Below are 23,842 nucleotides of genomic sequence, written 5' to 3' on the forward strand. Positions count from 1 at the left end.
GCACGGTGATCAGCACGTGATCGGAGGACCGTCCACATGCTCGACGAGTCGTTGCTCGATGCCCCGGAAGCCCTGGCCCGAGCCGACCGCCGCGGTCTGCTGCGCGGCGCCGCCGAGGCCGGGGCCAGGGTCCGCACCGCCGCCCGGCACGCGACGGAGGCGGGGATCACCGAGCTGACCGCGGAGGGCCGCCCGCGCGCCGTCCTGGTCGCAGGCTCCGGCACCGCCGCATCCGGCGTCGCCGACCTGATCACCGCCCTCGCCGGGGCCTCCGCGCCGGTCACACGCATCCACCCGACCGGCGTCGCCCCCGCCGCGGGCGCGATGCGCTGGACGCTGCCCGGCTGGGCCGGCTCCGTCGACCTGCTGCTCATCGCCACGGCGGACGGGTCCGAACCCGGCCTGGCCCTGATCGCCGAGCAGGCGTACCGCCGCGGCTGCACCGTCGTGGCCGTCGCCCCCCGGCAGTCACCGCTGCGCGAGGCGGTCGACGGTGTGCACGGCCTCGTCGTGCCGATGGCCTCCGCCCCGCACGGCGAGTACGACGCCGAGACGTCGGCCGCCGGCCCGGGCACCCTCTGGGCCCTGTTCACCCCGCTCCTCGCACTGCTCGACCGCGTCGGCCTGGTCACCGCACCCCCGGAGGCGCTGCAGAGCGTCGCCGACCGCCTGGACCGCACGGCGGAACGCTGCGGGCCGGCGATCGCCACGTACAGCAATCCGGCCAAGACCCTGGCCGCCGAACTCGCGGACAGCCTTCCCCTCATCTGGACGGAGGGCGAGGCCGCGGCCCCCGTCGGGCGCCGGTTCGCCGCGGTCCTGGCCGAGCTCTCGGGCCGTCCGGCCCTCGCGGCCGAACTCCCCGAGGCGCTCCCCGCCCATGGCGCACTGCTGGCCGGGGCCTTCGCCGCCGGAGCCGACCCCGACGAGTTCTTCCGCGACCGGGTCGACGAGCCGGAGGCCCTGCACGCCCGGGTCGTCCTGCTCCGCGACCGGCCCACGGGAGGCCTGAGCGCAGCCCCCGCGGCCCGCGAACTGGCGCTGGGCCACGAGACGGCGATCAGCGAACTCGAACCGGAGGAGGGCAGCAGGCTCGAAGCCCTCGCCGAACTCCTCGCGGTCACCGACTTCGCCGCCGTCTACCTGGCCCTGGCCTCGGCAGCCCGCGCCTGAACCACCCGACGCGCGAGGGTGCCACGCCAAGGCACCGGATCGCGGCGCCACGCCCCATACAGACCACGCACCACCGCAAGCCCGAGACAGGCCGCGCACCACCCCAAGACCACGCACCCCACAAAGCACGAGGACGAACTCCATGGACCGGCTCTCCAACACCGTGCGCCCGTACGCCTGGGGCTCCACCACAGCCATCCCCGCCCTGCTGGGTGTCGCCCCCACCGGCGAGCCGCAGGCCGAGATGTGGATGGGCGCCCACCCCGGAGCCCCCTCCCGGATAACCCGCACCGGCCCCGACGCGACGTCCGGCACCACGCCGCCCACCGCCGAGCAGCCCCTCACCGACGTCATCGCCACCGACCCCGTCCGCGAACTCGGTCCGGCCACCGTCGAGAAGTTCGGCCCCCGGCTCCCCTTCCTGCTCAAACTGCTCGCCGCCGGAGCCCCGCTCTCCCTACAGGTCCACCCCGACCTCGCCCAGGCACAACAGGGTTACGCGGACGAGGAGCGCCGGTCCGTCCCGATCGACGCCGCCCACCGCACGTACAAGGACGCCAACCACAAGCCCGAACTGATCTGCGCGCTCACCCCCTTCGACGGCCTCTGCGGCTTCCGCCGGCCCATCGAGGCGGCCGAGGCGATGGAGGCGCTGGGCGTCGACTCCCTCAAGCCGTACGCGGACCTGCTCCGCGCCCACCCCGAAGAGGCCGCACTGCGCGAGGTCCTCACGGCGATCCTCACCGCGGACCCGGTCGAGATGGCGGAGACGGTGACCGCCGCGGCAGCCGCCGCGGAACGGCTCGGCGGCGCGTACGCCCCGTACGCGCGCATCGCCCACCACTTCCCGGGCGACGCCGGTGTCATCGCGGCCATGCTGCTGAACTACGTACAACTCCAGCCCGGCGAGGCCCTGTTCCTCGGGGCCGGAGTGCCACATGCCTACCTCGACGGCCTCGGCGTCGAAATCATGGCGAACTCGGACAACGTGCTGCGCTGCGGCCTGACGCCCAAGCACATCGACGTACCCGAACTCCTGCGCATCGTCCGCTTCGAGGCGACCGACCCCGGGGTCCTGCGCCCCGAGGCGTCCCCGTCCGGCGAGGAGCTGTACGAGACTCCGGTCGACGAGTTCCGGCTCTCCCGCTTCGACCTGTCACCCGGCGCCGCCCCGGTCGACCTGACCGCGGCCACTCCGCAGATCCTGCTCTGCACGGCGGGCGCGCCGAAGGCCGGTGAGCTGGGCCTCGTGCCCGGCGAGTCGGTGTTCGTACCGTCCGGGGAGAAGGCGGAAGTGTCCGGCACCGGCACGCTGTTCCGGGCCACAGTGGTGGCCTGACGTACCGTCCGCATCATTGACTGCAACAATGTCCGGCCGTACCGCGGCCGCCGGAGCCGCAGCACCGAAGAAGGGACACCAGGCACCCATGAGTGCGTCAGGCGGAACCAAGGCGATCGTGGCGGCACTCGGCGCCAACCTCGCGATCGCAGTGGCCAAATTCGTGGCGTTCCTGTTCAGTGGCTCGTCGTCGATGCTCGCGGAGAGCGTCCACTCGCTGGCCGACTCGGGCAACCAGGGACTGCTGCTGCTCGGCGGCAAGAAGGCCAAGCGCGAGGCCACCCCCCAGCACCCCTTCGGATACGGGCGCGAGCGTTACATCTACGCCTTCCTCGTCTCCATCGTGCTGTTCTCGGTCGGTGGCATGTTCGCCGTGTACGAGGGCTACGAGAAGATCAAGCACCCGCACGCGATCGAGGCCTGGTACTGGCCGGTCGGCGTCCTGGTCTTCGCGATCATCGCCGAGAGCTTCTCCTTCCGGACGGCCATCAGGGAGTCCAACGAGACCCGAGGCTCGCTCTCCTGGAGCCAGTTCATCCGCCGCGCGAAGGCCCCCGAGCTCCCCGTCGTGCTGCTCGAGGACTTCGGCGCGCTCATCGGTCTGGTCCTCGCCCTCGCCGGCGTCGGCCTGGCCCTCGGCACCGGCAACGGTGTGTGGGACGGCATCGGAACCCTCTGCATCGGCATCCTGCTGATCGTGATCGCGATCGTGCTGGCCGCCGAGACCAAGTCCCTGCTGCTCGGCGAGGCCGCCGGCACCGACCAGGTCGAGAAGATCAAGGCCGCGGTCGTCGACGGCCAGACCGTCACCGGCATCATCCACATGCGCACGCTCCACCTCGGCCCGGAGGAACTGCTGGTCGCCGCGAAGATCGCGGTGCAGCACGACGACACGGCCACCGAGGTCGCCCATGCCATCAACGCCGCCGAGTCCCGCATCCGTGAGGCAGTCCCGATCGCCCGGGTCATCTACCTGGAGCCGGACATCTACAGCGAGGCGGCGGCCGCGGCCGGCACCAACCCGGCCAAGGCGCCGGGCGGATCGACCGCCGCACCCGCGGCCGACGAGACGCCCGACACCCCGGCCGACCCCACGGAAACCAGCCACTGACCGCACCGGACGCGCCCTTCGAGGCCGCTCCCGGACCCGGTGGGCTGGGAGCGGCTGGGCCGTTCGGTGTAGATTCGACAGCAGTGCCAGACGTCGCTGCTGATGGCGGTCGATCGGTCCGTACGCGGGACCGGCCGAGGGAGAGAGGGCCTCCGACGGAACGCGCTGCGAACCGCTCGGGCATTCGTGTGCCCGGCCGACCGCAGAGCCGACCACCCACCCTCGAACCGCATCACGAGGAGCAGCACGTTATGACGACGGTCGCCAATCGACAGGACTTCAAGGTCGCCGACCTCTCCCTCGCAGCCTTCGGCCGCAAGGAGATCACCCTGGCCGAGCACGAGATGCCCGGCCTGATGTCGATCCGCAAGGAGTACGCCGCCACGCAGCCGCTGGCCGGCGCCCGCATCACCGGTTCGCTGCACATGACCGTGCAGACGGCCGTGCTGATCGAGACCCTGGTCGCCCTGGGCGCCGAGGTCCGCTGGGCCTCCTGCAACATCTTCTCCACCCAGGACCACGCGGCCGCCGCCATCGCGGTCGGCCCGAACGGCACCCCGGAGGCCCCCGCCGGCGTTCCGGTCTTCGCCTGGAAGGGCGAGAGCCTGGCGGAGTACTGGTGGTGCACGGAGCAGGCCCTGACCTGGCCGAACACGCCCACCGGCGGCCCGAACATGATCCTCGACGACGGTGGTGACGCCACCCTCCTCGTCCACAAGGGCGTCGAGTTCGAGAAGGCAGGCGCCGCCCCGGACCCGTCGACCGCGGACAGCGAGGAGTACGCCAACATCCTCACCGTGCTGAACCGCACCCTCGGCGAGTCCCCGCAGAAGTGGACCCAGCTGGCGTCCGAGATCCGCGGCGTCACCGAGGAGACCACCACCGGTGTGCACCGGCTCTACGAGATGCACCGCGACGGCACCCTCCTGTTCCCGGCGATCAACGTCAACGACGCGGTCACCAAGTCGAAGTTCGACAACAAGTACGGCTGCCGCCACTCGCTGATCGACGGCATCAACCGTGCCACCGACGTCCTGATCGGCGGCAAGACCGCCGTCGTCTGCGGTTACGGCGACGTGGGCAAGGGCTGTGCGGAGTCGCTGCGCGGCCAGGGCGCCCGGGTGATCATCACGGAGATCGACCCGATCTGCGCGCTGCAGGCGGCGATGGACGGCTACCAGGTGGCCACCCTCGACGACGTCGTGGAGCAGGGGGACATCTTCGTCACGACGACGGGCAACAAGGACATCATCATGGCCGCCGACATGGCCAGGATGAAGCACCAGGCCATCGTCGGGAACATCGGTCACTTCGACAACGAGATCGACATGGCCGGCCTCGCGAAGATCGACGGTGTCGTGAAGGACGAGGTCAAGCCGCAGGTCCACACCTGGACGTTCCCCGACGGCAAGGTCCTGATCGTGCTGTCGGAGGGTCGTCTGCTGAACCTGGGCAACGCCACGGGCCACCCGTCGTTCGTGATGTCCAACAGCTTCGCGGACCAGACGCTCGCCCAGATCGAGCTGTTCACCAAGGAGTCCGAGTACCCGACCGACGTCTACGTGCTGCCCAAGCACCTCGACGAGAAGGTCGCCCGCCTCCACCTGGCCGCGCTCGGCGTGCGTCTCACGACGCTCCGCCCCGAGCAGGCCTCCTACATCGGTGTCGAGGTCGACGGCCCGTACAAGTCCGACCACTACCGCTACTGATCCCGTAACCGCGAGGGACTGCCGGTGACCGGTCACAGTCACCACCGGTCAGTGACAACCGGCCCCCGGCAGACCCCGCGCCATCGCAGTCCGCGGACGCGACAGCGTCAACGGACCCGGTGACTCAGCAGCAGCTACGAACGCAGGCCCCCGCACCCCCGTGTCGGGGGCCTGCGTCGTACCGCACCCGCACAGCCCGAGGAACCCGAAGGACCCCATGCCCCGCGGCCGATATTCGCTCCACGATCTTCACGACCACACCCCCCTCGGTGAAGAGCACTTCCACTGCGCCCCCGGCCCCTCCGGCTGGCGCTACGTCTCCCAGTCGACCGCCCCGTCCGGCGATCACCTCGGATCCGTCGATCTCACCCTCGACGAGCTCGGCCGCCCCATCCGCCTCGAACTCCACGCATCGAGCTGGCAGATCCGCGGCGCCGCCCTCGAAGGCGTCACCTGGGTCCGCACCGATCCGACCGGCACCCATGCCACCGAAGGCAATGTCCGCGCACACACCTTCACCGGCACTTCCCCCGCGTTCCTCATCGCGACCGCACGCCTGCTCCGCCTCACCCCCGATTCCCCGACGACCCGTCTCCGCGTCGTCACCTTCACGGATCCGGTCCTCGCACCCCGTACCGTCGACCAGTCCTGGGCCCTGGTGAACAGTGAAGCGCACGCCACTGACAACGGCCCGCTGACCGTGGACGAGTACCAGGTCAACGCGCTGGACACCGGCGAGCAGCACACCGTCCACATCGCAGGCGACGTGGTCCTGGCGGCCCCGGGCATCGAGCTCGAAGAGCTGGAGTCACCGCCCTCGACCCGTTAAGCGGGCGGAGCGAATCCGGTAGCCGGCGGCTGTGCCCCGTCCACCCCGGGAGCAGCCGCACCGTCCGCCCCGCCGGACCGGACGGGCGCCACCCGCGCCGGATGAGCCGCAGGAGCGGGGTGAGGTGACGGAGCCGCAGGAGCCGACGGAGCGGAATGAGCTGGGGGTGCGGGGTGAGCCCCCGAGCCCCACGGCGCGGTCACCGTCCCCGCCATCGGGCCGGGCCACCCCGCATGCGCCCCCACTCCCGCAGGACCGCCGGCAGCGGAGCGGCCGGCGGCGAACACCCGGCGGGCGTCCCGCACCTGCCGCTCGTTCACCACAGCCGCCAGAAAAGCCGCCGCGGGTACGCCCGCCGGAGCCGGAACCCCCGTCCGCGCCGCAAGCTCACCGGCCAGCCGCCCGGCCATGCTGCGCCCCACGTCGGCATCCAGCTGGTGCATCCGCGTCAGGTACTGCCGTACGGCCAGCCACAGCTCGTCCGGAACCGCGGAAAGGTCCAGCCCGGCGAACCTTCCGACCAGCCACGGCGGCGGAGGCGGCACCGCGGCGGCCCGGCCCGCCGGCACCCGCTCCCGTATGACGAGCGTCCCCGCGAAGACGTCCCCGAGCCGTCTCCCACGCGCCGACACCAGCGACGCGACGGAGGCGACTACCCCGACAGTCATCAGGATCTCCACGACGCCCATCGCCCCGCGCACCAGCGCGTGCCGGAACCGGATCGGCCCGCCGTCGTCCCGCACCACCCGCAGCCCGCATGCCAGCTTCCCCAGCGAACGGCCGTGGCTGAGCGTCTCCACCGCGATCGGCGCCCCCACCAGGACCAGCAGGAAGGTCGCCACGGAGATGGCGGCCGTTGCCGCCTCGTCGAGCGCGGCCGTAGCCATGACCAGCCCGATGGACACCGCCACGAACGCCGTTCCCACCACAACCAGATCGATGACCAGAGCCAGCGCACGGCTCGGCAGTTTCGCCGGCCGCAGCCCCAGCACGACCGCGTCCCCGGTCACGAGTTCATTCATCGCCGCCCACCCCTTCGCCGACCATCCCTGCCCCTCGGGGCCACAGTCTGCCAAGCTGACCGGCAGACGCGCCGCAGTAGTACGGACCCGTTCGCACCCATGCCTGGAGCAGCAGCCGACCATGGACCTCGACGTCTTCGTCAACGCCCACCGCAGTGAGTGGGACCGCCTGGATCACCTCCTGCACCGCGGGCGCAGGCTCACAGGCGCGGAAGCCGACGAGCTCGTCGACCTCTACCAGCGCACGGCAACCCATCTCTCCATGGTTCAGTCCGGTGCGCCCGACCCACTGCTCACCGCGCGCCTCACACAATTGGTGGCCCGAGCCCGTTCCACGGTGACCGGTACCCGCCGCGCCTCCTGGCGCGACGCCGCGCAATTCCTCACGGCGGGATTCCCCGCAGCGGTCTACCGCTCCAGGCACTGGTGGATACCGACGGCCGTCGCCTCCACGCTGCTGGCCGCTCTGATCGGCTGGTGGATCGGTACCCACCCGGAAGTCCAGTCGGCCATCGCCGCCCCGGACGACCTCCGCCGTCTGACCAGCCCGGGCGGGGAGTACGAGACCTACTACTCGAGCCATCCCGCGGCCTCGTTCGCCGCCCAGGTCTGGACGAACAACGCCCAGGCCGCCGCCATGTGCCTGGTGCTGGGCGCGTTCCTCTGTGTCCCGGTGATCTGGATCCTCTTCGTCAACGTGCTCAACCTCGGGGTGGGCATCGGCCTGATGTCCTCGGCCGGCCGGCTCGACACCTTCCTCGGCCTGGTCCTTCCGCACGGACTGCTCGAACTGACAGCCGTCTTCGTCGCGGCAGGCACCGGCCTGCGCCTCGGCTGGACGGTCATCGACCCAGGCCCGCGTACCCGGCGGACAGCTCTTGCGCAGCAGGGCCGCGCCGCGATCGGCATGGCCATCGGCCTGGCCCTCGTCCTCTTCGTCTCGGGCGTCATCGAAGGCTTCGTCACCCCCTCCGGCCTCCCGACCTGGGCCCGTATCGCCATAGGAATCGCCGCCGAGCTGGCCTTTCTCGCGTACGTCTACATCCTGGGGGGCCGGGCAGCCCGAACCGGCGACGCGGGAGACATCGGCGCTGCCGAACGGAGCGCCGAGCTGCCGGTGGCTGCGTGATGTGCGTACGCCGCTGCTGACCTGCTAGTCTCCTCCTCGCCCCAAAAAACCGTTGACACGGCGGACTGGGGGAGGTAGATTAGAACGGTTGCCTCGAACTGGACAAGTTCGGGCCCAGCAGTTACAGTTCATCTCGCTCTCACCGGAAATTGAATTTCCGCAGAGCCACCGACTCCCACTTTCTGAATCATCAAGCCGGTTAGTTCGGCCGAACTGATTCTGATAAAGTCGAGTCAGCCGAAAGGCAAGGCCACTTCAACGGCCACCGGAAATCAAATTCGAACCGGAAACGGAACGAAATTGAGTCTGGTAAGGTTGGAACCGCCGGAAAGGGAAACGCGAAAGCGAAGAACTGGAAAGCGAAAATGCGAGGCCCGCTTCGACCGGGAATCGGACACGAAAGAGTCTGATAGAGTCGGAAACGCAAGACCGAAGGGAAGCGCCCGGAGGAAAGTCGCAGAAAATGTTCTGCGGTGAGTACAAAGGAAGCGTCCGTTCCTTGAGAACTCAACAGCGTGCCAAAAGTCAACGCCAGATATGTTGATACCCCGACCTGCTTCGGCAGGTTCGAGGTTCCTTTGAAAGTCCTGCGAGGTCACTGACCTGGCAGGCAATGCACATAGCGAGGACACAGTGGACGGTCGGTCTTATTCCGACTTGATCGTTCCGCTCTCGTGTGTGTGATCCCGATTACGGGAAAACATTCACGGAGAGTTTGATCCTGGCTCAGGACGAACGCTGGCGGCGTGCTTAACACATGCAAGTCGAACGATGAAGCCCTTCGGGGTGGATTAGTGGCGAACGGGTGAGTAACACGTGGGCAATCTGCCCTTCACTCTGGGACAAGCCCTGGAAACGGGGTCTAATACCGGATAATACTTTCCCTCTCATGGGGGAAGGTTAAAAGCTCCGGCGGTGAAGGATGAGCCCGCGGCCTATCAGCTAGTTGGTGGGGTAATGGCCTACCAAGGCGACGACGGGTAGCCGGCCTGAGAGGGCGACCGGCCACACTGGGACTGAGACACGGCCCAGACTCCTACGGGAGGCAGCAGTGGGGAATATTGCACAATGGGCGAAAGCCTGATGCAGCGACGCCGCGTGAGGGATGACGGCCTTCGGGTTGTAAACCTCTTTCAGCAGGGAAGAAGCGAAAGTGACGGTACCTGCAGAAGAAGCGCCGGCTAACTACGTGCCAGCAGCCGCGGTAATACGTAGGGCGCAAGCGTTGTCCGGAATTATTGGGCGTAAAGAGCTCGTAGGCGGCTTGTTGCGTCGGTTGTGAAAGCCCGGGGCTTAACCCCGGGTCTGCAGTCGATACGGGCAGGCTAGAGTGTGGTAGGGGAGATCGGAATTCCTGGTGTAGCGGTGAAATGCGCAGATATCAGGAGGAACACCGGTGGCGAAGGCGGATCTCTGGGCCATTACTGACGCTGAGGAGCGAAAGCGTGGGGAGCGAACAGGATTAGATACCCTGGTAGTCCACGCCGTAAACGTTGGGAACTAGGTGTTGGCGACATTCCACGTCGTCGGTGCCGCAGCTAACGCATTAAGTTCCCCGCCTGGGGAGTACGGCCGCAAGGCTAAAACTCAAAGGAATTGACGGGGGCCCGCACAAGCAGCGGAGCATGTGGCTTAATTCGACGCAACGCGAAGAACCTTACCAAGGCTTGACATACACCGGAAAGCATCAGAGATGGTGCCCCCCTTGTGGTCGGTGTACAGGTGGTGCATGGCTGTCGTCAGCTCGTGTCGTGAGATGTTGGGTTAAGTCCCGCAACGAGCGCAACCCTTGTTCTGTGTTGCCAGCATGCCCTTCGGGGTGATGGGGACTCACAGGAGACTGCCGGGGTCAACTCGGAGGAAGGTGGGGACGACGTCAAGTCATCATGCCCCTTATGTCTTGGGCTGCACACGTGCTACAATGGCCGGTACAATGAGCTGCGATGCCGCGAGGCGGAGCGAATCTCAAAAAGCCGGTCTCAGTTCGGATTGGGGTCTGCAACTCGACCCCATGAAGTCGGAGTTGCTAGTAATCGCAGATCAGCATTGCTGCGGTGAATACGTTCCCGGGCCTTGTACACACCGCCCGTCACGTCACGAAAGTCGGTAACACCCGAAGCCGGTGGCCCAACCCCTTGTGGGAGGGAGCTGTCGAAGGTGGGACTGGCGATTGGGACGAAGTCGTAACAAGGTAGCCGTACCGGAAGGTGCGGCTGGATCACCTCCTTTCTAAGGAGCACTTCTTACTCGGTTCGCCGGGTCAGAGGCCAGTACACCGGCGAATGTTCGGTGCTGGTTGCTCATGGGTGGAACGTTGACTATTCGGCACGACAGGTTGTTTTTCACTAGTACTGCTTCGGCGTGGAACGTGGAGGGTGATCGGTCGGGTCGGGCACGCTGTTGGGTATCTGAAGGTACGGCCGTCATGGTCGTCCTTCGGTTGCCGGCCCCGGTAAAGCATCGTGTAAGCGGTGTGTGACGGGTGGCTGGTCGTTGTTTGAGAACTGCACAGTGGACGCGAGCATCTGTGGCCAAGTTTTTAAGGGCGCACGGTGGATGCCTTGGCACCAGGAACCGATGAAGGACGTGGGAGGCCACGATAGGCCCCGGGGAGCTGTCAACCAAGCTTTGATCCGGGGGTGTCCGAATGGGGAAACCCGGCAGTCGTCATGGGCTGTCACCCGCTGCTGAACACATAAGCAGTGTGGAGGGAACGAGGGGAAGTGAAACATCTCAGTACCCTCAGGAAGAGAAAACAACCGTGATTCCGGGAGTAGTGGCGAGCGAAACTGGATCAGGCCAAACCGTATGCGTGTGATACCCGGCAGGGGTTGCGCATGCGGGGTTGTGGGATCTCTTTTTCACGGTCTGCCGGCTGTGAGACGAGTCAGAAACCGTTGATGTAGGCGAAGGACATGCGAAAGGTCCGGCGTAGAGGGTAAGACCCCCGTAGCTGAAACATTAACGGCTCGTTTAAGAGACACCCAAGTAGCACGGGGCCCGAGAAATCCCGTGTGAATCTGGCGGGACCACCCGTTAAGCCTAAATATTCCCTGGTGACCGATAGCGGATAGTACCGTGAGGGAATGGTGAAAAGTACCGCGGGAGCGGAGTGAAATAGTACCTGAAACCGTGTGCCTACAAGCCGTGGGAGCGTCGCTGTATGTGCTTGCACATGCAGTCGTGACTGCGTGCCTTTTGAAGAATGAGCCTGCGAGTTTGCGGTGTGTTGCGAGGTTAACCCGTGTGGGGAAGCCGTAGCGAAAGCGAGTCCGAATAGGGCGATTTAGTAGCGCGCTCAAGACCCGAAGCGGAGTGATCTAGCCATGGGCAGGTTGAAGCGGAGGTAAGACTTCGTGGAGGACCGAACCCACCAGGGTTGAAAACCTGGGGGATGACCTGTGGTTAGGGGTGAAAGGCCAATCAAACTCCGTGATAGCTGGTTCTCCCCGAAATGCATTTAGGTGCAGCGTCGTGTGTTTCTTGCCGGAGGTAGAGCACTGGATAGGCGATGGGCCCTACCGGGTTACTGACCTTAGCCAAACTCCGAATGCCGGTAAGTGAGAGCACGGCAGTGAGACTGTGGGGGATAAGCTCCATGGTCGAGAGGGAAACAGCCCAGAGCATCGACTAAGGCCCCTAAGCGTACGCTAAGTGGGAAAGGATGTGGAGTCGCAGAGACAACCAGGAGGTTGGCTTAGAAGCAGCCACCCTTGAAAGAGTGCGTAATAGCTCACTGGTCAAGTGATTCCGCGCCGACAATGTAGCGGGGCTCAAGCGTACCGCCGAAGTCGTGTCATTCATACACATATCCCCAACGGGAGTATGGATGGGTAGGGGAGCGTCGTGTGCCGAGTGAAGCAGCCGCGGAAGCGAGTTGTGGACGGTTCACGAGTGAGAATGCAGGCATGAGTAGCGATACACACGTGAGAAACGTGTGCGCCGATTGACTAAGGGTTCCTGGGTCAAGCTGATCTGCCCAGGGTAAGTCGGGACCTAAGGCGAGGCCGACAGGCGTAGTCGATGGACAACCGGTTGATATTCCGGTACCCGCTTTGAAACGCCCAATACTGAATCAGGCGATGCTAAGTCCGTGAAGCCGGCCCGATCTCTTCGGAGTTGAGGGTAGTGGTGGAGCCGACGAACCAGACTTGTACTAGGTAAGCGATGGGGTGACGCAGGAAGGTAGTCCAGCCCGGGCGGTGGTAGTCCCGGGGTAAGGGTGTAGGCCGTGTGGTAGGTAAATCCGTCACACATTAAGGCTGAGACCTGATGCCGAGCCGATTGTGGTGAAGTGGATGATCCTATGCTGTCGAGAAAAGCCTCTAGCGAGTTTCATGGCGGCCCGTACCCTAAACCGACTCAGGTGGTCAGGTAGAGAATACCGAGGCGTTCGGGTGAACTATGGTTAAGGAACTCGGCAAAATGCCCCCGTAACTTCGGGAGAAGGGGGGCCATCACTGGTGATTGGATTTACTCCATGAGCTGGGGGTGGCCGCAGAGACCAGCGAGAAGCGACTGTTTACTAAAAACACAGGTCCGTGCGAAGCCGTAAGGCGATGTATACGGACTGACGCCTGCCCGGTGCTGGAACGTTAAGGGGACCGGTTAGCTGACTTTCGGGTCGGCGAAGCTGAGAACTTAAGCGCCAGTAAACGGCGGTGGTAACTATAACCATCCTAAGGTAGCGAAATTCCTTGTCGGGTAAGTTCCGACCTGCACGAATGGCGTAACGACTTCTCGACTGTCTCAACCATAGGCCCGGTGAAATTGCACTACGAGTAAAGATGCTCGTTTCGCGCAGCAGGACGGAAAGACCCCGGGACCTTTACTATAGTTTGATATTGGTGTTCGGTTCGGCTTGTGTAGGATAGGTGGGAGACTTTGAAGCGGCCACGCCAGTGGTTGTGGAGTCGTCGTTGAAATACCACTCTGGTCGTGCTGGATGTCTAACCTGGGTCCGTGATCCGGATCAGGGACAGTGTCTGATGGGTAGTTTAACTGGGGCGGTTGCCTCCTAAAGAGTAACGGAGGCGCCCAAAGGTTCCCTCAGCCTGGTTGGCAATCAGGTGTTGAGTGTAAGTGCACAAGGGAGCTTGACTGTGAGACCGACGGGTCGAGCAGGGACGAAAGTCGGGACTAGTGATCCGGCAGTGGCTTGTGGAAGCGCTGTCGCTCAACGGATAAAAGGTACCCCGGGGATAACAGGCTGATCTTCCCCAAGAGTCCATATCGACGGGATGGTTTGGCACCTCGATGTCGGCTCGTCGCATCCTGGGGCTGGAGTCGGTCCCAAGGGTTGGGCTGTTCGCCCATTAAAGCGGTACGCGAGCTGGGTTTAGAACGTCGTGAGACAGTTCGGTCCCTATCCGCTGTGCGCGTAGGAATATTGAGAAGGGCTGTCCCTAGTACGAGAGGACCGGGACGGACGAACCTCTGGTGTGCCAGTTGTCCTGCCAAGGGCATGGCTGGTTGGCTACGTTCGGAAAGGATAACCGCTGAAAGCATCTAAGCGGGAAGCCTGCTTCGAGATGAGTATTCCCACCCTCTTGAGGGGTTAAGGCTCCCAGTAGACGACTGGGTTGATAGGCCAGATGTGGAAGCCCGGTAACGGGTGGAGCTGACTGGTACTAATAGGCCGAGGGCTTGTCCTCAGTTGCTCGCGTCCACTGTGTTAGTTCTGAAATAACGAACGGCCGTGTTTTGTTCCGGTGTTGGTTAATTTCATAGTGTTTCGGTGGTCATTGCGTTAGGGAAACGCCCGGTTACATTCCGAACCCGGAAGCTAAGCCTTTCAGCGCCGATGGTACTGCAGGGGGACCCTGTGGGAGAGTAGGACGCCGCCGAACTCCTTTTAAAATAGTTAAGCCCCGTGCCCTTGTGGCACGGGGCTTTTCTGCGTTCCGGACCAGAACGAACTGGAATGGCTCCCGGCGGGCCACGTCCCTCCTACAGGACGCGCCCGCTGATCCGGCGCCGTATGCCGTGCTCCTACAGGCGGCCTGCTGCCTTGAGAGCCAGATAGGCGTCGGCGAGGGCCGGTGCGAGGCTATCCGGCGTGGCGTCGACGACCACCACGCCATGACGTTGCAGCTGCTCGGTCGTCCGACGCCGTCGAGCCTGAGCCTGGGCTCCGGCAGCGGCTTCATAGATCGCGTCCACTGTGCCTCTCGCGCCGGCCATCTCCTCGACGTGCGGGTCGCTCACGGCCGCCAGCAGCACCGTGTGCCGCTGGGCCAGGCGAGGCAGGACCGGGAGCAGGCCTTCTTCGATAGGTGCCGCATCGAGACTGGTCAGAAGCACGATGAGGGAACGTCGAGGGGCACTCGCCAGAGCCGTCGCGCTGAGACCTCGCGCATCCGTCTCCACGAGTTCCGGTTCGAGCGGCGCCATCGCATCGACCATGGCAGCCAGGACTTCCCCGGCTGCCCGGCGCTGAACGCGGGCGCGTACCCGACGGTCGTAGGCAAGCAGATCCACCCGGTCGCCGGCGCGGGTGGCCAACGCGGTCAGGAGCAGCGTCGCGTCCATTGCCGCGTCGAGACGGGGGACGTCACCGACCCGCCCCGCCGAGGTTCGGCCGGTATCGAGGACGACGAGGATGTGACGGTCGCGCTCGGGACGCCACGTCCGCACGGCGACGGCAGACTGACGTGCCGTGGCCCGCCAGTCGATCGAGCGGGTGTCGTCACCGGGGACGTAGGCCCGCAGACTGTCGAACTCCGTGCCCTCGCCGCGGGTGAGGACACTGGTGCGACCGTCGAGTTCGCGCAGCCTGGCGAGTCGGGAGGGCAGATGCTTGCGACTGGTGAACGGCGGCAGGACCCGGACCGTCCAAGGGACTTGATGATTCCCTTGGCGTGCCGCGAGCCCCATCGGGCCGTACGAGCGGATGGTGACCTGCTCGGCCCGGCGGTCCCCGCGTCGGGTGGGGCGCAGGAGAGTGGTGAGGCGTCGGCGCTCGCCGGGCGGGATCATCAGCTTGTGGCGCGACGCGGACTCTTCCGTGCCGGAGAGCCAGCTGCTGGGAGGCCAGGCGTCACGGAGGTGTGCCCGCAGGCGACGGCGGGAAGGGTTGACTACGGTGAGTTGCACCTCGGCATCGTCACCGAGTCGAACGGTTGTATCACCAGATCGGGTGAACTGGAGCGGACGCACTGGCGCAGCCAGGGCGTAGTCGCACAGAATTGCTAGAGACAGCGGGGCATTGACCGCGAGCATGCCCGTCCAGCTCGGAGCCAGGATGCCTACGGGGAGTGACCCCAAAGCGGCGAGGAGCGCGGTGCGTCCGGTGAGGGCCACAATTCACCGCCTCATCGGGGTACGGGGACTTGAGCGAGAACTGCGGTGATGACGGAGTCGGGGGTGACTCCTTCCATCTCCGCCTCGGGGCGCAGCTGGATGCGATGCCGGAGCGTGGGGAGGGCCAAGGCCTTCACGTCGTCCGGAATCACGTAGTCGCGGCCGGTGAGCCAGGCCCAGGCCCGGGCGGTGGAGAGCAGAGCGGTGGCACCTCGGGGGGAGACCCCGAGCGACAGCGAGGGGGAATCACGCGTGGCACGGCAGATATCTACGACGTAGCCGGCGATCTCGGGGGAGACGCTGGTCCTGGCAACCGCGGTGCGAGCGGCTTCGAGGTCGGCGGGCCCGGCGACCGGGCGTATGCCCGCTGCCTTCAGATCGCGGGGGTTGAAGCCGTCGGCATGGCGGGTCAGGACACCGATCTCGTCCTCGCGGGACGGCAGTGGCACGGTCAGTTTGAGCAGGAAGCGGTCCAGCTGGGCCTCAGGCAGTGGGTACGTGCCCTCGTACTCCACCGGATTCTGCGTGGCTGCGACGAGGAAGGGGTCCGGCAGGAGGCGGGGGGTGCCGTCGACGGTGACCTGGCGCTCCTCCATTGCTTCCAGGAGGGAGGACTGGGTCTTGGGAGGAGTCCGGTTGATCTCGTCGGCGAGCAGGAGATTGGTGAAGACCGGCCCCGGCTGGAAGGAGAACTCGGAGTTGCGGGCATCGTAGACGAGAGATCCGGTGACGTCGCTGGGCATCAGGTCGGGGGTGAACTGGACGCGCTTGGTATCGAGTTCGAGTGACGCTGCGAGGGCCCGGACCAAGAGGGTCTTGGCCACACCGGGGACGCCTTCGAGCAGGACGTGGCCTCGGCAGAGCAGAGCGACGACGAGTCCGGTGACTGCGGGGTCCTGTCCGACCACAGCCTTGGCGATCTCGGAGCGCAGAGCTTCCAGGGAGGCGCGCGCCGCGTCGTCGCTTCCTATGGTCTCGGATGTCCCGGCGGGCGCTGGGGGCGGGGCGCTCATGAGGTACGAACCTCCCTTTCGAGGCTGTCGAGTTGGTCTGCGAGATGAACGAGAGCGGCGTCGTCGGACGGGGCCGGGCCGAAGATCAGCTCGTGGAGGCCGCTGCCCGTCGTGCTGAGACGTGCGGAGACCGCAGGCAGGAGGGCTGCGGGGGAGTGGGCGTCCCGCGGGGAGACGCCGACGAGAGGGGCGATGCGGGCACGAGAGGCGTGGCGCAGCGAGGCGGCGGCCCGGTCACGGGCGTTGGCCTTGCGGTGGAGGCGGGCGCGTCCCTCGGCCGACTCGGAGGCGCGGATGGCAACGGGCAGACGTTCAGCGACCACGGGACCGAGGCGTCGTGCTCGCCAGACTGCGGCAAGTACGGCGGCGAGGGCGAGTTGCAGGGTGCCCCAGAGCCAGCCCGACGGGATCAGGTCGGTGAAGCTGCTCTCGCCGCCGGTGCTGTCGTCGCCCGAACTGCCGCCATCGTCTCCGCTGCTGCCCGCGGCGGAGGTGTCAGCAAGCGAGGGGAGGTACCAGACCAGATGTGGGCGGGAGCCGAGGAGTTGAAGGGCCAGCGAGGCATTGCCCTGGTTGTCCAGACGATCGTTGTAGAGGAAGTCCGGGGAGCCGACGAGGACGGTGTCACCCGCTCGTTGCTGCTGGACGAGGAGCAGGGAGGGGAGCCCATCGGCCGGGTAGCAGCCGAGGGAGTCGTGGCTGTCCGAGGCGTAGCGAACGCCGCCCGTCTCGGCCTCGCCGGCTTGTCGGGCGGCGTCCAAGGAGCAGCGAGGGGCACGTGCGGTCACCGGGGCGGAGGACTCCGCGCGGACACCGGGAGTCAGTCTGCTCACGGACGGAGGCCCCGGGGCGAGGAGAACGGTCCGGCCCGCCGCATCGGTGGTCGCGGTGCGGAGTGCGTTCTGCTGCTGCGGCGTCAGCAGGTTGGGCCCGGCGACGAGCAGGGTGGTGCCGGGGCCGGCCGCGGATGTGGCGGCCTTGAGCGTGGTCACGACACGGACGGAGACGCCACGGTCCTTGAGGAGTTCGGCGACGGCCCGGCTGCCGTAGCGGTCCGCGGAGCGGGGGTCGAGACGTCCGTGCTGATCGCCGGAGCGGGTCGCGGCCAGGGCGACTCCGGCGGCGATGAGCACGAGGACGGCGAGCAGCAGGCCACGGATGCGGATCCAGAGCTGACGGGGGTGGGGGAGGCCGAGGTGGAAGGGGCGGTGGCCACGGTCATCCGGCAGCCTCCTGGAGGGTGCCGTTCAGTTGCGGCTTGGCGGACTCGAGCTCGAGGTCCAGGGCGAGCATGCTCTGGTATGCCTGCCGGTCGGCGGTCCGGCCGCCGTATGCGACGTCGTCGAACTGCCGGGCTGCCGACTGCAGTCGTGCGGCATGTGCGGGGAGCGGGTGGCCTGCTTCCGCCGCGGCCTCATCGGCGGTACGGCCGGGGCGGGGGTCCAGCAGGGCCCGTTCCTCGAGGGAGCGGACGAGGGCGCGCATCCGTTCCTGGACCGCCTCGTTCCAACGGCCGGCGGCGGCGTGGGTCTCAGCGGCTGTGCGGTGTTGCGCCGCGTTGCGGGGGCCGTTTTCGAAGAGGGGGTCCGCCGGCCTCTTGTGGCTGCGTTGCGGGCTGCCCAGCCGCCAACGGAGTGCGGCGAACAGAGCGATGGCGATCAGAGCCAGTACGACCAGTCCGACCGGGCCGCCGGGGGCGGCACCGGAGGCGGACGAGAGGAGGTCGCCGATCCAGGTCCAGAGGTGGTCGAGGGCGCGCTGGAGGGGGTTCGGGTCGTTCTCGTGGTACATCGGCTTGGACAGTTCGTGCCGTGCCGCCTCGCGGGCGGGGACCCGTGAGGTGTCCACGGGTATGCCGCCGCCGGCCCGGATCAGTAGCTGTACTGCCGCTGTGTCACCCGCCCCCGACACGGCGTCAGCTCCTGTTGTCGTAGCCCGGCAGGCCGGCTGCCCGGGCGAGGTCGAGGTCGAGGGCCTCGCGCCGGATGCGCTGGTCCACGTAGAGCAGGGCCATCACACCGGCGGAGAGCGGATAGGTGATCGTCGCGACGACCACGTCGCCGATGCCGGAGACGATCAGGAACGGCCAGCCGAAACTGTTGGCGCCCTCGGTGAGGAACGCGCTCAGACCGCCGTCGTCCACAGCCACGGCGATGAGGCCGAACGGGATGCCGATCACCAGGCTCACGACGAGCGTCAGCAGCCAGGTGAGCGCCAGGATGCCGAAGGTCCGCCACCAGGCACCGCGCACCAGCTTGGCGGAGCGCCGCATCGAGGCGGTGATCGACTGACGTTCCAGCATCAGAGCCGGGGAGGCGAGGCAGAAGCGGACCATCAGCCAGAGAAGCAGGACACACGCGACGAGCAGCCCGATGAAGGCCAGCCCGACACCCGCCGTGTCGCCGATCAGGAACCCCGGAAGGAGACCGACGGTCATGATGGCCGCGGCCATGACAGCCAGCAGGAGTGTCAGACCCAGCAGCGGAAGCATCCGGGTACGGGCCTCGGCCCACGCATCGGAGAGAGTGACGGGGCGGCCGAGCACCGAGCGGCTGATCACCACGGTCAGAACCGCAGTGGTGAAGAGCGTGGCGAGCATCGAGATGAGCATGGTCGGCGTGCTGTTCAGCAAGGTGGACTGGAGCGAGTCGGCAGCCTGTCGCACGGCCTCCGCGCCGGTCGCGTTCGCGTCGACCGACGGGGGCTCGGGCAGCAGGTAACGCTCCACGAGGATGATCGCGGTCTGGGCGATCACGGAGACGGCGAGCGTGATACCGAGGACCGTGCGCCAGTGGGCGCGCATGGCGGATACGGCGCCGTCCAGGATCTCGCCGACGCCCAGGGGCCGGAGCGGGATGATGCCGGGCTTCGCCGCATCGGGCCGACGGCCCCAGCCGGGTGCCGGCGGGCGGACGCCCCAGCCGGGGGCGGGCGGCGGCGCGCCGGGGCCGGTGCCGGAACTGCTCGGCGGGGACCACTGCCCTGCGGGCGGCTGCGTGGGAGACCAGTTCCCCGCAGGCCCGCTGCCGTCGACCGGCTCGGAAGGCCGGGGGATGCCCGCCTCCTGGCCGTCGGAGGGGGCAGATCCGGGCGAGGCCCAGCCCGGAGTGTCGTTCATTCTCGCTCCTTCACGGTCCTGTCCGCGCATGGTGGCGTCAGGTTGGCAGCCATCGTGCCACGCGTGGCACCTGTCCGGGCCTGGCCTTGTATCTCCTTCGTCCCTTCATTTGTGGGCGGCTCACCGGGCAGACTGGATGGATGGCTGATCAGGACGCGCAACCGCCGCTGGGCATCGAGCCCCCGGCGCTTCCCGTACTTCGCTGGGACGAGCCGCCGGAAGGCCCTGTGCTGGTGCTTCTCGACCAGACGCGGTTGCCTGCGGAAGAGGCCGAGCTGGTGTGTGCCGACGTCGCCACGCTGGTGGAGGCGATCCGGACGCTGGCGGTGCGGGGAGCACCGCTGCTGGGCATCGCAGGGGCTTACGGGGTGGCTCTCGCCGCCGCACGGGGCCAGGACGTGGCGCAGGCGGCCGGACTGCTGGAGCGGGCGCGGCCCACCGCGGTGAACCTCGGGTACGGCGTACGGCGGGCCGCTGAGGCGCATCGGACGGCCGTCGAGAAGGGTGCCGACCCACGGCGGGCGGCGTCAGTGGCATTGGAGGAGGCCCGGGCACTGCACCGGGAGGACGCCGCGGCCAGTGGGCGCATGGCCGAGTTCGGGCTGGCCCTGCTGGACGAGCTCCTACCCGGGGACGCGCATCAGCTGCTGACCCACTGCAATACCGGAGCGCTCGTCTCGGGCGGCGAGGGCACCGCCTTCGCCGTGGCGCTGCGGGCCCACCGGGCGGGCCGGCTGCAGCGGCTCTGGGTGGACGAGACACGGCCGCTGCTGCAGGGAGCCCGGCTGACCGCGTACGAGGCGGCGCGCAACGGCATGCCGTACAGCCTGCTCACGGACAACGCGGCGGGGTCGCTGTTCGCCGCGGGGGAGGTGGACGCCGTGATCATCGGGGCGGACCGCATCGCTGCGGACGGCTCCGTGGCCAACAAGGTGGGGAGTTATCCGCTGGCGGTGCTCGCGAAGTACCACCACGTACCGTTCATCGTGGTGGCGCCGACCACGACCGTGGATCAGGCCACCGCGGACGGGGCATCGATCACCGTGGAACAGCGGCCCGGCCGGGAAGTGACGGAGGTCACATTTTCTCGGGTGGGTGTGGTCGGGCGGGAAGCGGGCGGTGTGCTCGTGGCACCGCCGGGAACCCAGGCGTACAACCCCGCCTTCGACATCACGCCGCCGGAACTGGTCACGGCGATCGTCACGGAGGAGGGCGTAATCTCCCCGGTCACAGGGGTCGGACTGGCAGAGCTGTGTGCCAGATCATCGCAGATAACGATTAGCTAATGGGATGATGTCGTTTATGAAGGGACGCGTCCTTGTCGTCGACGACGACACCGCACTTGCCGAGATGCTCGGCATCGTGCTGCGTGGTGAGGGGTTCGAGCCGTCGTTCGTAGCGGACGGCGACAAGGCACTTGCTGCATTTCGTGAGGCAAAGCCGGACCTGGTTCTGCTGGATCTCATGCTGCCCGGTAGGGACGGCATCGAGGTCTGCAGGCTGATCAGGGCCGAGTCCGGTGTGCCGATCGTCATGCTCACTGCCAAGAGCGACACGGTTGACGTGGTGGTGGGCCTGGAGTCCGGGGCCGACGACTACATCGTCAAACCGTTCAAACCTAAGGAGTTGGTTGCCCGGATCAGGGCACGTTTGCGCAGGTCCGAGGAGCCGGCACCGGAGCAGCTGACCATCGGCGACCTGGTCATAGATGTGGCCGGGCACTCGGTGAAGCGGGACGGGCAGTCCATTGCCCTGACCCCGTTGGAGTTCGACCTGCTGGTCGCGCTCGCCCGCAAGCCGTGGCAGGTCTTCACCCGTGAGGTACTGCTCGAGCAGGTGTGGGGCTATCGCCATGCCGCTGACACCCGGCTGGTGAACGTGCATGTTCAGCGCCTGCGCTCCAAGGTCGAGAAGGACCCGGAGCGGCCGGAGATCGTGGTGACCGTCCGAGGTGTCGGTTACAAGGCCGGACCGAGCTGACATGTCCCTGGGTAGTACTGCTCCGAAGCCCGGGGAGCCGGGAGTCCGTGCGGAGCGGGCTGCCGGTTCAGGGCACACGTCGTCCTCCGTCGGGCGGTTCCTGCGGGGCGGCCGGTTGTTCCATGACCGGGCGCCCGGCGGGCCGGTCCCGCGCCTGCTGATGCGCTGGGTGCGGCGCCCGCTGCTGCCCGCCGTGCGGCTGTGGCGGCGCAATCTTCAGCTGCGGGTCGTCGCGGGCACGCTGCTGATGTCCCTCGGTGTGGTGCTGCTCCTCGGCCTGGTCGTGATCGGACAGGTGCGCAACGGCCTGCTGGACGCGAAGGGCAAGGCCGCCCAGACCCAGGCCGCGGGCGGTTTCGCGGCTGCCCAGGAAAAGGCGAACGCGCCGGTCACCCCCGCCGCCGGACAGGGCGGCGATGCCGCGGACGGCACGACGGGCAACAACTCCTGGCGGACCGAGCTGGTCGACCAGCTCGCCAGTGGCGGGAAGAACGCCTTCAATGTGGTGGCGCTCAGCGCCGACGAAGGATCCCGTGCGCCCCGCGGTTCGGGCAGTGTCGAGGCCGCGAGCATTCCGCAGAGCCTGCGCGAGTCCGTGAACAAGGGCCCGGGAGCGTTTCAGACGTACTCCCTGATCCAGTACGCGAACGGGCAGGAGTCGCAGCCCGGTCTCGTCGTGGGCAAGCGGCTCTACGACATCGACCGCAACCCCTACCAGCTGTACTACGTCTTCCCGCTGACGCAGGAGGAGAAGTCCCTGACCCTGGTCAGAGGCACTTTGGCGACCGCGGGTCTGTTCGTGGTCGTCCTGCTCGGGGCCATCGCGTGGTTCGTGGTGCGCCAAGTCGTCACACCCGTACGCATGGCGGCGGGCATCGCCGAACGGCTCTCCGCAGGCCGGCTCCAGGAACGGATGAAGGTCACCGGCGAGGACGACATCGCCCGGCTCGGTGAGGCCTTCAACAAGATGGCGCAGAACCTTCAGCTGAAGATCCAGCAGCTGGAGGAGCTTTCCCGGATGCAGCGGCGCTTCGTCTCGGACGTCTCGCACGAACTGCGGACCCCGCTGACGACGGTGCGGATGGCCGCGGACGTCATCCACGAGGCACGTGTCGACTTCGATCCCATCACGGCGCGCTCCGCCGAGCTCCTGGGCGACCAGCTGGACCGGTTCGAGTCGCTGCTCTCCGATCTGCTGGAGATCAGCCGGTTCGACGCGGGAGCCGCTGCGCTGGAGGCAGAGCCGATAGACCTGCGGCAGGTCGTGCGCAGGGTGATCGGCGGCGCCGAGCCGCTGGCCGAGCGCAAGGGCACCCGGATCCGGGTGGTCGGTGACGAGCAGCCGGTGATCGCGGAGGCCGATGCGCGACGGGTCGAGCGGGTCCTGCGCAACCTGGTCGTGAACGCCGTGGAGCACGGTGAGGGCCGCGATGTCGTGGTGCGGATGGGGGTGGCCGGCGGCGCGGTCGCGGTGGCCGTCCGGGACTACGGCGTGGGGCTGAAGCCCGGCGAGGCGACCCGGGTGTTCAACCGCTTCTGGCGGGCTGATCCCGCCCGTGCACGGACCACCGGCGGCACCGGTCTGGGGCTTTCGATCGCCGTCGAGGACGCCAGGCTGCACGGCGGCTGGCTGCAGGCCTGGGGCGAGCCCGGTGGCGGTTCGCAGTTCCGGCTGACGCTGCCGCGCACCGCGGACGAGCCGCTGCGCGGTTCGCCGATACCGCTGGAGCCCGAGGACTCCCGACGCAACCGGGAGAACCGGGAGCGGGCCGCGGCCGCCCCCGCGCCGGCTGCCGGCGGCGAGCACCGGCTGATGGCGGTGCCCTCCCAGCAGCCGGGCGCGGACCGCTCGCTGCTGCCCGTACCGGCGCGCGCACCCGTGCCTGCCCGGACCGCACCCGTCTCGGTGCACCCGGCGGCGCTGCCGGGCAGCGGTGCACGCGTGGTGCCGCGCCCCGCCGAGGAGCGGCCGGGCCACAACGAATCCCCTGGGCAGGATCCGGGGCGGGAGGACACGACTCGTGGGCGCTGACCGTCTTCAGGGCGGCCGTGGACGTGCGGCGGGGCTGACCGTGCTGCTCGGATGCGGCACGCTGCTGCTGTCCGCGTGCGGCTCG

General features: G+C 67.4%; 14 protein-coding genes, 3 rRNA genes and 1 pseudogene. 12 read left to right on the plus strand and 6 right to left on the minus strand.

The genetic code is table 11. The features are described 5' to 3' along the window. The first annotated feature begins 36 nt into the window (after window positions 1–36). The 5 genes from LNW71_RS19735 to LNW71_RS19755 all read left to right on the plus strand — a co-directional run bounded on the left by LNW71_RS19735 (window position 37) and on the right by LNW71_RS19755 (window position 6,161). On the plus strand, window positions 37–1,173 hold the full coding sequence (locus tag LNW71_RS19735) for an SIS domain-containing protein (RefSeq protein WP_250969443.1): 1,137 nt from the start codon (window positions 37–39) through the stop codon (window positions 1,171–1,173). Between the two features lie 142 nt (window positions 1,174–1,315). Continuing rightward, window positions 1,316–2,512, plus strand: coding sequence for a mannose-6-phosphate isomerase, class I (gene manA, locus LNW71_RS19740; RefSeq protein WP_250969444.1), 1,197 nt, complete (start codon window positions 1,316–1,318; stop codon window positions 2,510–2,512). Window positions 2,513–2,600: 88 nt separating this feature from the next. Beyond that, window positions 2,601–3,623: a cation diffusion facilitator family transporter gene (locus tag LNW71_RS19745; RefSeq protein ID WP_250969445.1), complete on the plus strand. Its 1,023-nt coding sequence runs from the start codon at window positions 2,601–2,603 to the stop codon at window positions 3,621–3,623. A gap of 251 nt (window positions 3,624–3,874) precedes the next feature. Beyond that, window positions 3,875–5,332 (plus strand): adenosylhomocysteinase, encoded by a 1,458-nt coding sequence (gene ahcY, locus LNW71_RS19750; RefSeq protein WP_250969446.1) that lies wholly within the window; start codon window positions 3,875–3,877, stop codon window positions 5,330–5,332. A gap of 217 nt (window positions 5,333–5,549) precedes the next feature. Next, window positions 5,550–6,161 (plus strand): hypothetical protein, encoded by a 612-nt coding sequence (locus tag LNW71_RS19755; protein ID WP_250969447.1) that lies wholly within the window; start codon window positions 5,550–5,552, stop codon window positions 6,159–6,161. Here LNW71_RS19755 and LNW71_RS19760 read toward each other — a convergent pair. After that, window positions 6,158–7,183 (minus strand): RDD family protein, encoded by a 1,026-nt coding sequence (locus LNW71_RS19760; RefSeq protein ID WP_250969448.1) that lies wholly within the window; start codon window positions 7,181–7,183, stop codon window positions 6,158–6,160. The two genes, LNW71_RS19755 and LNW71_RS19760, sit on opposite strands and share 4 nt — an antisense overlap. 121 nt (window positions 7,184–7,304) lie before the next feature. Here LNW71_RS19760 and LNW71_RS19765 point away from each other — a divergent pair, with 121 nt between their 5' ends. The 4 genes from LNW71_RS19765 to rrf all read left to right on the plus strand — a co-directional run bounded on the left by LNW71_RS19765 (window position 7,305) and on the right by rrf (window position 14,161). Beyond that, window positions 7,305–8,312, plus strand: coding sequence for a stage II sporulation protein M (locus tag LNW71_RS19765; RefSeq protein WP_250969449.1), 1,008 nt, complete (start codon window positions 7,305–7,307; stop codon window positions 8,310–8,312). Between the two features lie 703 nt (window positions 8,313–9,015). Next, window positions 9,016–10,541, plus strand: a 16S ribosomal RNA gene (locus tag LNW71_RS19770). A 300-nt stretch (window positions 10,542–10,841) separates the two neighbouring features. Beyond that, window positions 10,842–13,966: ribosomal RNA gene (locus LNW71_RS19775) — 23S ribosomal RNA — on the plus strand. A 79-nt stretch (window positions 13,967–14,045) separates the two neighbouring features. Beyond that, window positions 14,046–14,161, plus strand: a 5S ribosomal RNA gene (rrf, locus tag LNW71_RS19780). The 16S, 23S and 5S rRNA genes sit together here, the layout of an rRNA operon. A 142-nt stretch (window positions 14,162–14,303) precedes the next feature. Here the strand turns inward: rrf and LNW71_RS19785 are convergent. From LNW71_RS19785 to LNW71_RS19805, 5 genes and pseudogenes are all read right to left on the minus strand, one after another. Further along, the gene (locus LNW71_RS19785; protein ID WP_250969450.1) at window positions 14,304–15,614 is read right to left on the minus strand and encodes a DUF58 domain-containing protein; all 1,311 of its coding nucleotides are present in this window, start codon (window positions 15,612–15,614) and stop codon (window positions 14,304–14,306) included. Window positions 15,615–15,625: 11 nt separating this feature from the next. Beyond that, on the minus strand, window positions 15,626–16,627 hold the full coding sequence (locus tag LNW71_RS19790) for a MoxR family ATPase (protein WP_250969451.1): 1,002 nt from the start codon (window positions 16,625–16,627) through the stop codon (window positions 15,626–15,628). Continuing rightward, window positions 16,624–17,849, minus strand: a pseudogene (locus tag LNW71_RS19795) (DUF4350 domain-containing protein). The gene LNW71_RS19790 and the pseudogene LNW71_RS19795 overlap by 4 nt, the downstream one beginning before the upstream one ends. Then, a complete protein-coding gene (locus tag LNW71_RS19800) occupies window positions 17,846–18,538 on the minus strand; it encodes a DUF4129 domain-containing protein (protein WP_374119430.1) in 693 nt (230 codons plus the stop codon). Before LNW71_RS19800 ends, LNW71_RS19795 begins: the two are co-directional and overlap by 4 nt. Before the next feature lie 4 nt (window positions 18,539–18,542). Further along, entirely contained in the window at window positions 18,543–19,745 is a 1,203-nt protein-coding gene (locus tag LNW71_RS19805) for a glycerophosphoryl diester phosphodiesterase membrane domain-containing protein (protein ID WP_250969452.1), read from the minus strand. Window positions 19,746–19,885: 140 nt separating this feature from the next. On the opposite strand from LNW71_RS19805, the gene mtnA reads away from it, so the two are divergent. From mtnA to mtrB, 3 genes are read left to right on the plus strand one after another with little or no spacing between them, the layout of a single operon-like run. Continuing rightward, the gene (gene mtnA / locus LNW71_RS19810; protein WP_250969453.1) at window positions 19,886–21,031 is read left to right on the plus strand and encodes an S-methyl-5-thioribose-1-phosphate isomerase; all 1,146 of its coding nucleotides are present in this window, start codon (window positions 19,886–19,888) and stop codon (window positions 21,029–21,031) included. A 4-nt stretch (window positions 21,032–21,035) separates the two neighbouring features. Then, window positions 21,036–21,725: a two-component system response regulator MtrA gene (gene mtrA, locus LNW71_RS19815; RefSeq protein WP_005316841.1), complete on the plus strand. Its 690-nt coding sequence runs from the start codon at window positions 21,036–21,038 to the stop codon at window positions 21,723–21,725. Window position 21,726: 1 nt separating this feature from the next. Continuing rightward, window positions 21,727–23,757, plus strand: a complete 2,031-nt coding sequence (mtrB, locus tag LNW71_RS19820) for an MtrAB system histidine kinase MtrB (RefSeq protein WP_250969454.1) — start codon at window positions 21,727–21,729, stop codon at window positions 23,755–23,757. Window positions 23,758–23,842: the final 85 nt, after the last annotated feature.

The organism is Streptomyces sp. RKAG290 (genome assembly GCF_023701695.1).
Classification (GTDB): Bacteria; Actinomycetota; Actinomycetes; order Streptomycetales; family Streptomycetaceae; genus Streptomyces.

What these genes read in the sequence shown, in the direction of transcription:
- LNW71_RS19735 (WP_250969443.1), top strand. Translation starts at nt 37, where the DNA reads ATGCTCGACGAGTCGTTGCTCGATGCCCCGGAAGCCCTGGCCCGAGCC.
- manA (WP_250969444.1), top strand. Translation starts at nt 1,316, where the DNA reads ATGGACCGGCTCTCCAACACCGTGCGCCCGTACGCCTGGGGCTCCACC.
- LNW71_RS19745 (WP_250969445.1), top strand. Translation starts at nt 2,601, where the DNA reads ATGAGTGCGTCAGGCGGAACCAAGGCGATCGTGGCGGCACTCGGCGCC.
- ahcY (WP_250969446.1), top strand. Translation starts at nt 3,875, where the DNA reads ATGACGACGGTCGCCAATCGACAGGACTTCAAGGTCGCCGACCTCTCC.
- LNW71_RS19755 (WP_250969447.1), top strand. Translation starts at nt 5,550, where the DNA reads ATGCCCCGCGGCCGATATTCGCTCCACGATCTTCACGACCACACCCCC.
- LNW71_RS19760 (WP_250969448.1), bottom strand. Translation starts at nt 7,183, where the DNA reads ATGAATGAACTCGTGACCGGGGACGCGGTCGTGCTGGGGCTGCGGCCG.
- LNW71_RS19765 (WP_250969449.1), top strand. Translation starts at nt 7,305, where the DNA reads ATGGACCTCGACGTCTTCGTCAACGCCCACCGCAGTGAGTGGGACCGC.
- LNW71_RS19790 (WP_250969451.1), bottom strand. Translation starts at nt 16,627, where the DNA reads ATGAGCGCCCCGCCCCCAGCGCCCGCCGGGACATCCGAGACCATAGGA.
- LNW71_RS19805 (WP_250969452.1), bottom strand. Translation starts at nt 19,745, where the DNA reads ATGAACGACACTCCGGGCTGGGCCTCGCCCGGATCTGCCCCCTCCGAC.
- mtnA (WP_250969453.1), top strand. Translation starts at nt 19,886, where the DNA reads ATGGCTGATCAGGACGCGCAACCGCCGCTGGGCATCGAGCCCCCGGCG.
- mtrA (WP_005316841.1), top strand. Translation starts at nt 21,036, where the DNA reads ATGATGTCGTTTATGAAGGGACGCGTCCTTGTCGTCGACGACGACACC.
- mtrB (WP_250969454.1), top strand. Translation starts at nt 21,727, where the DNA reads ATGTCCCTGGGTAGTACTGCTCCGAAGCCCGGGGAGCCGGGAGTCCGT.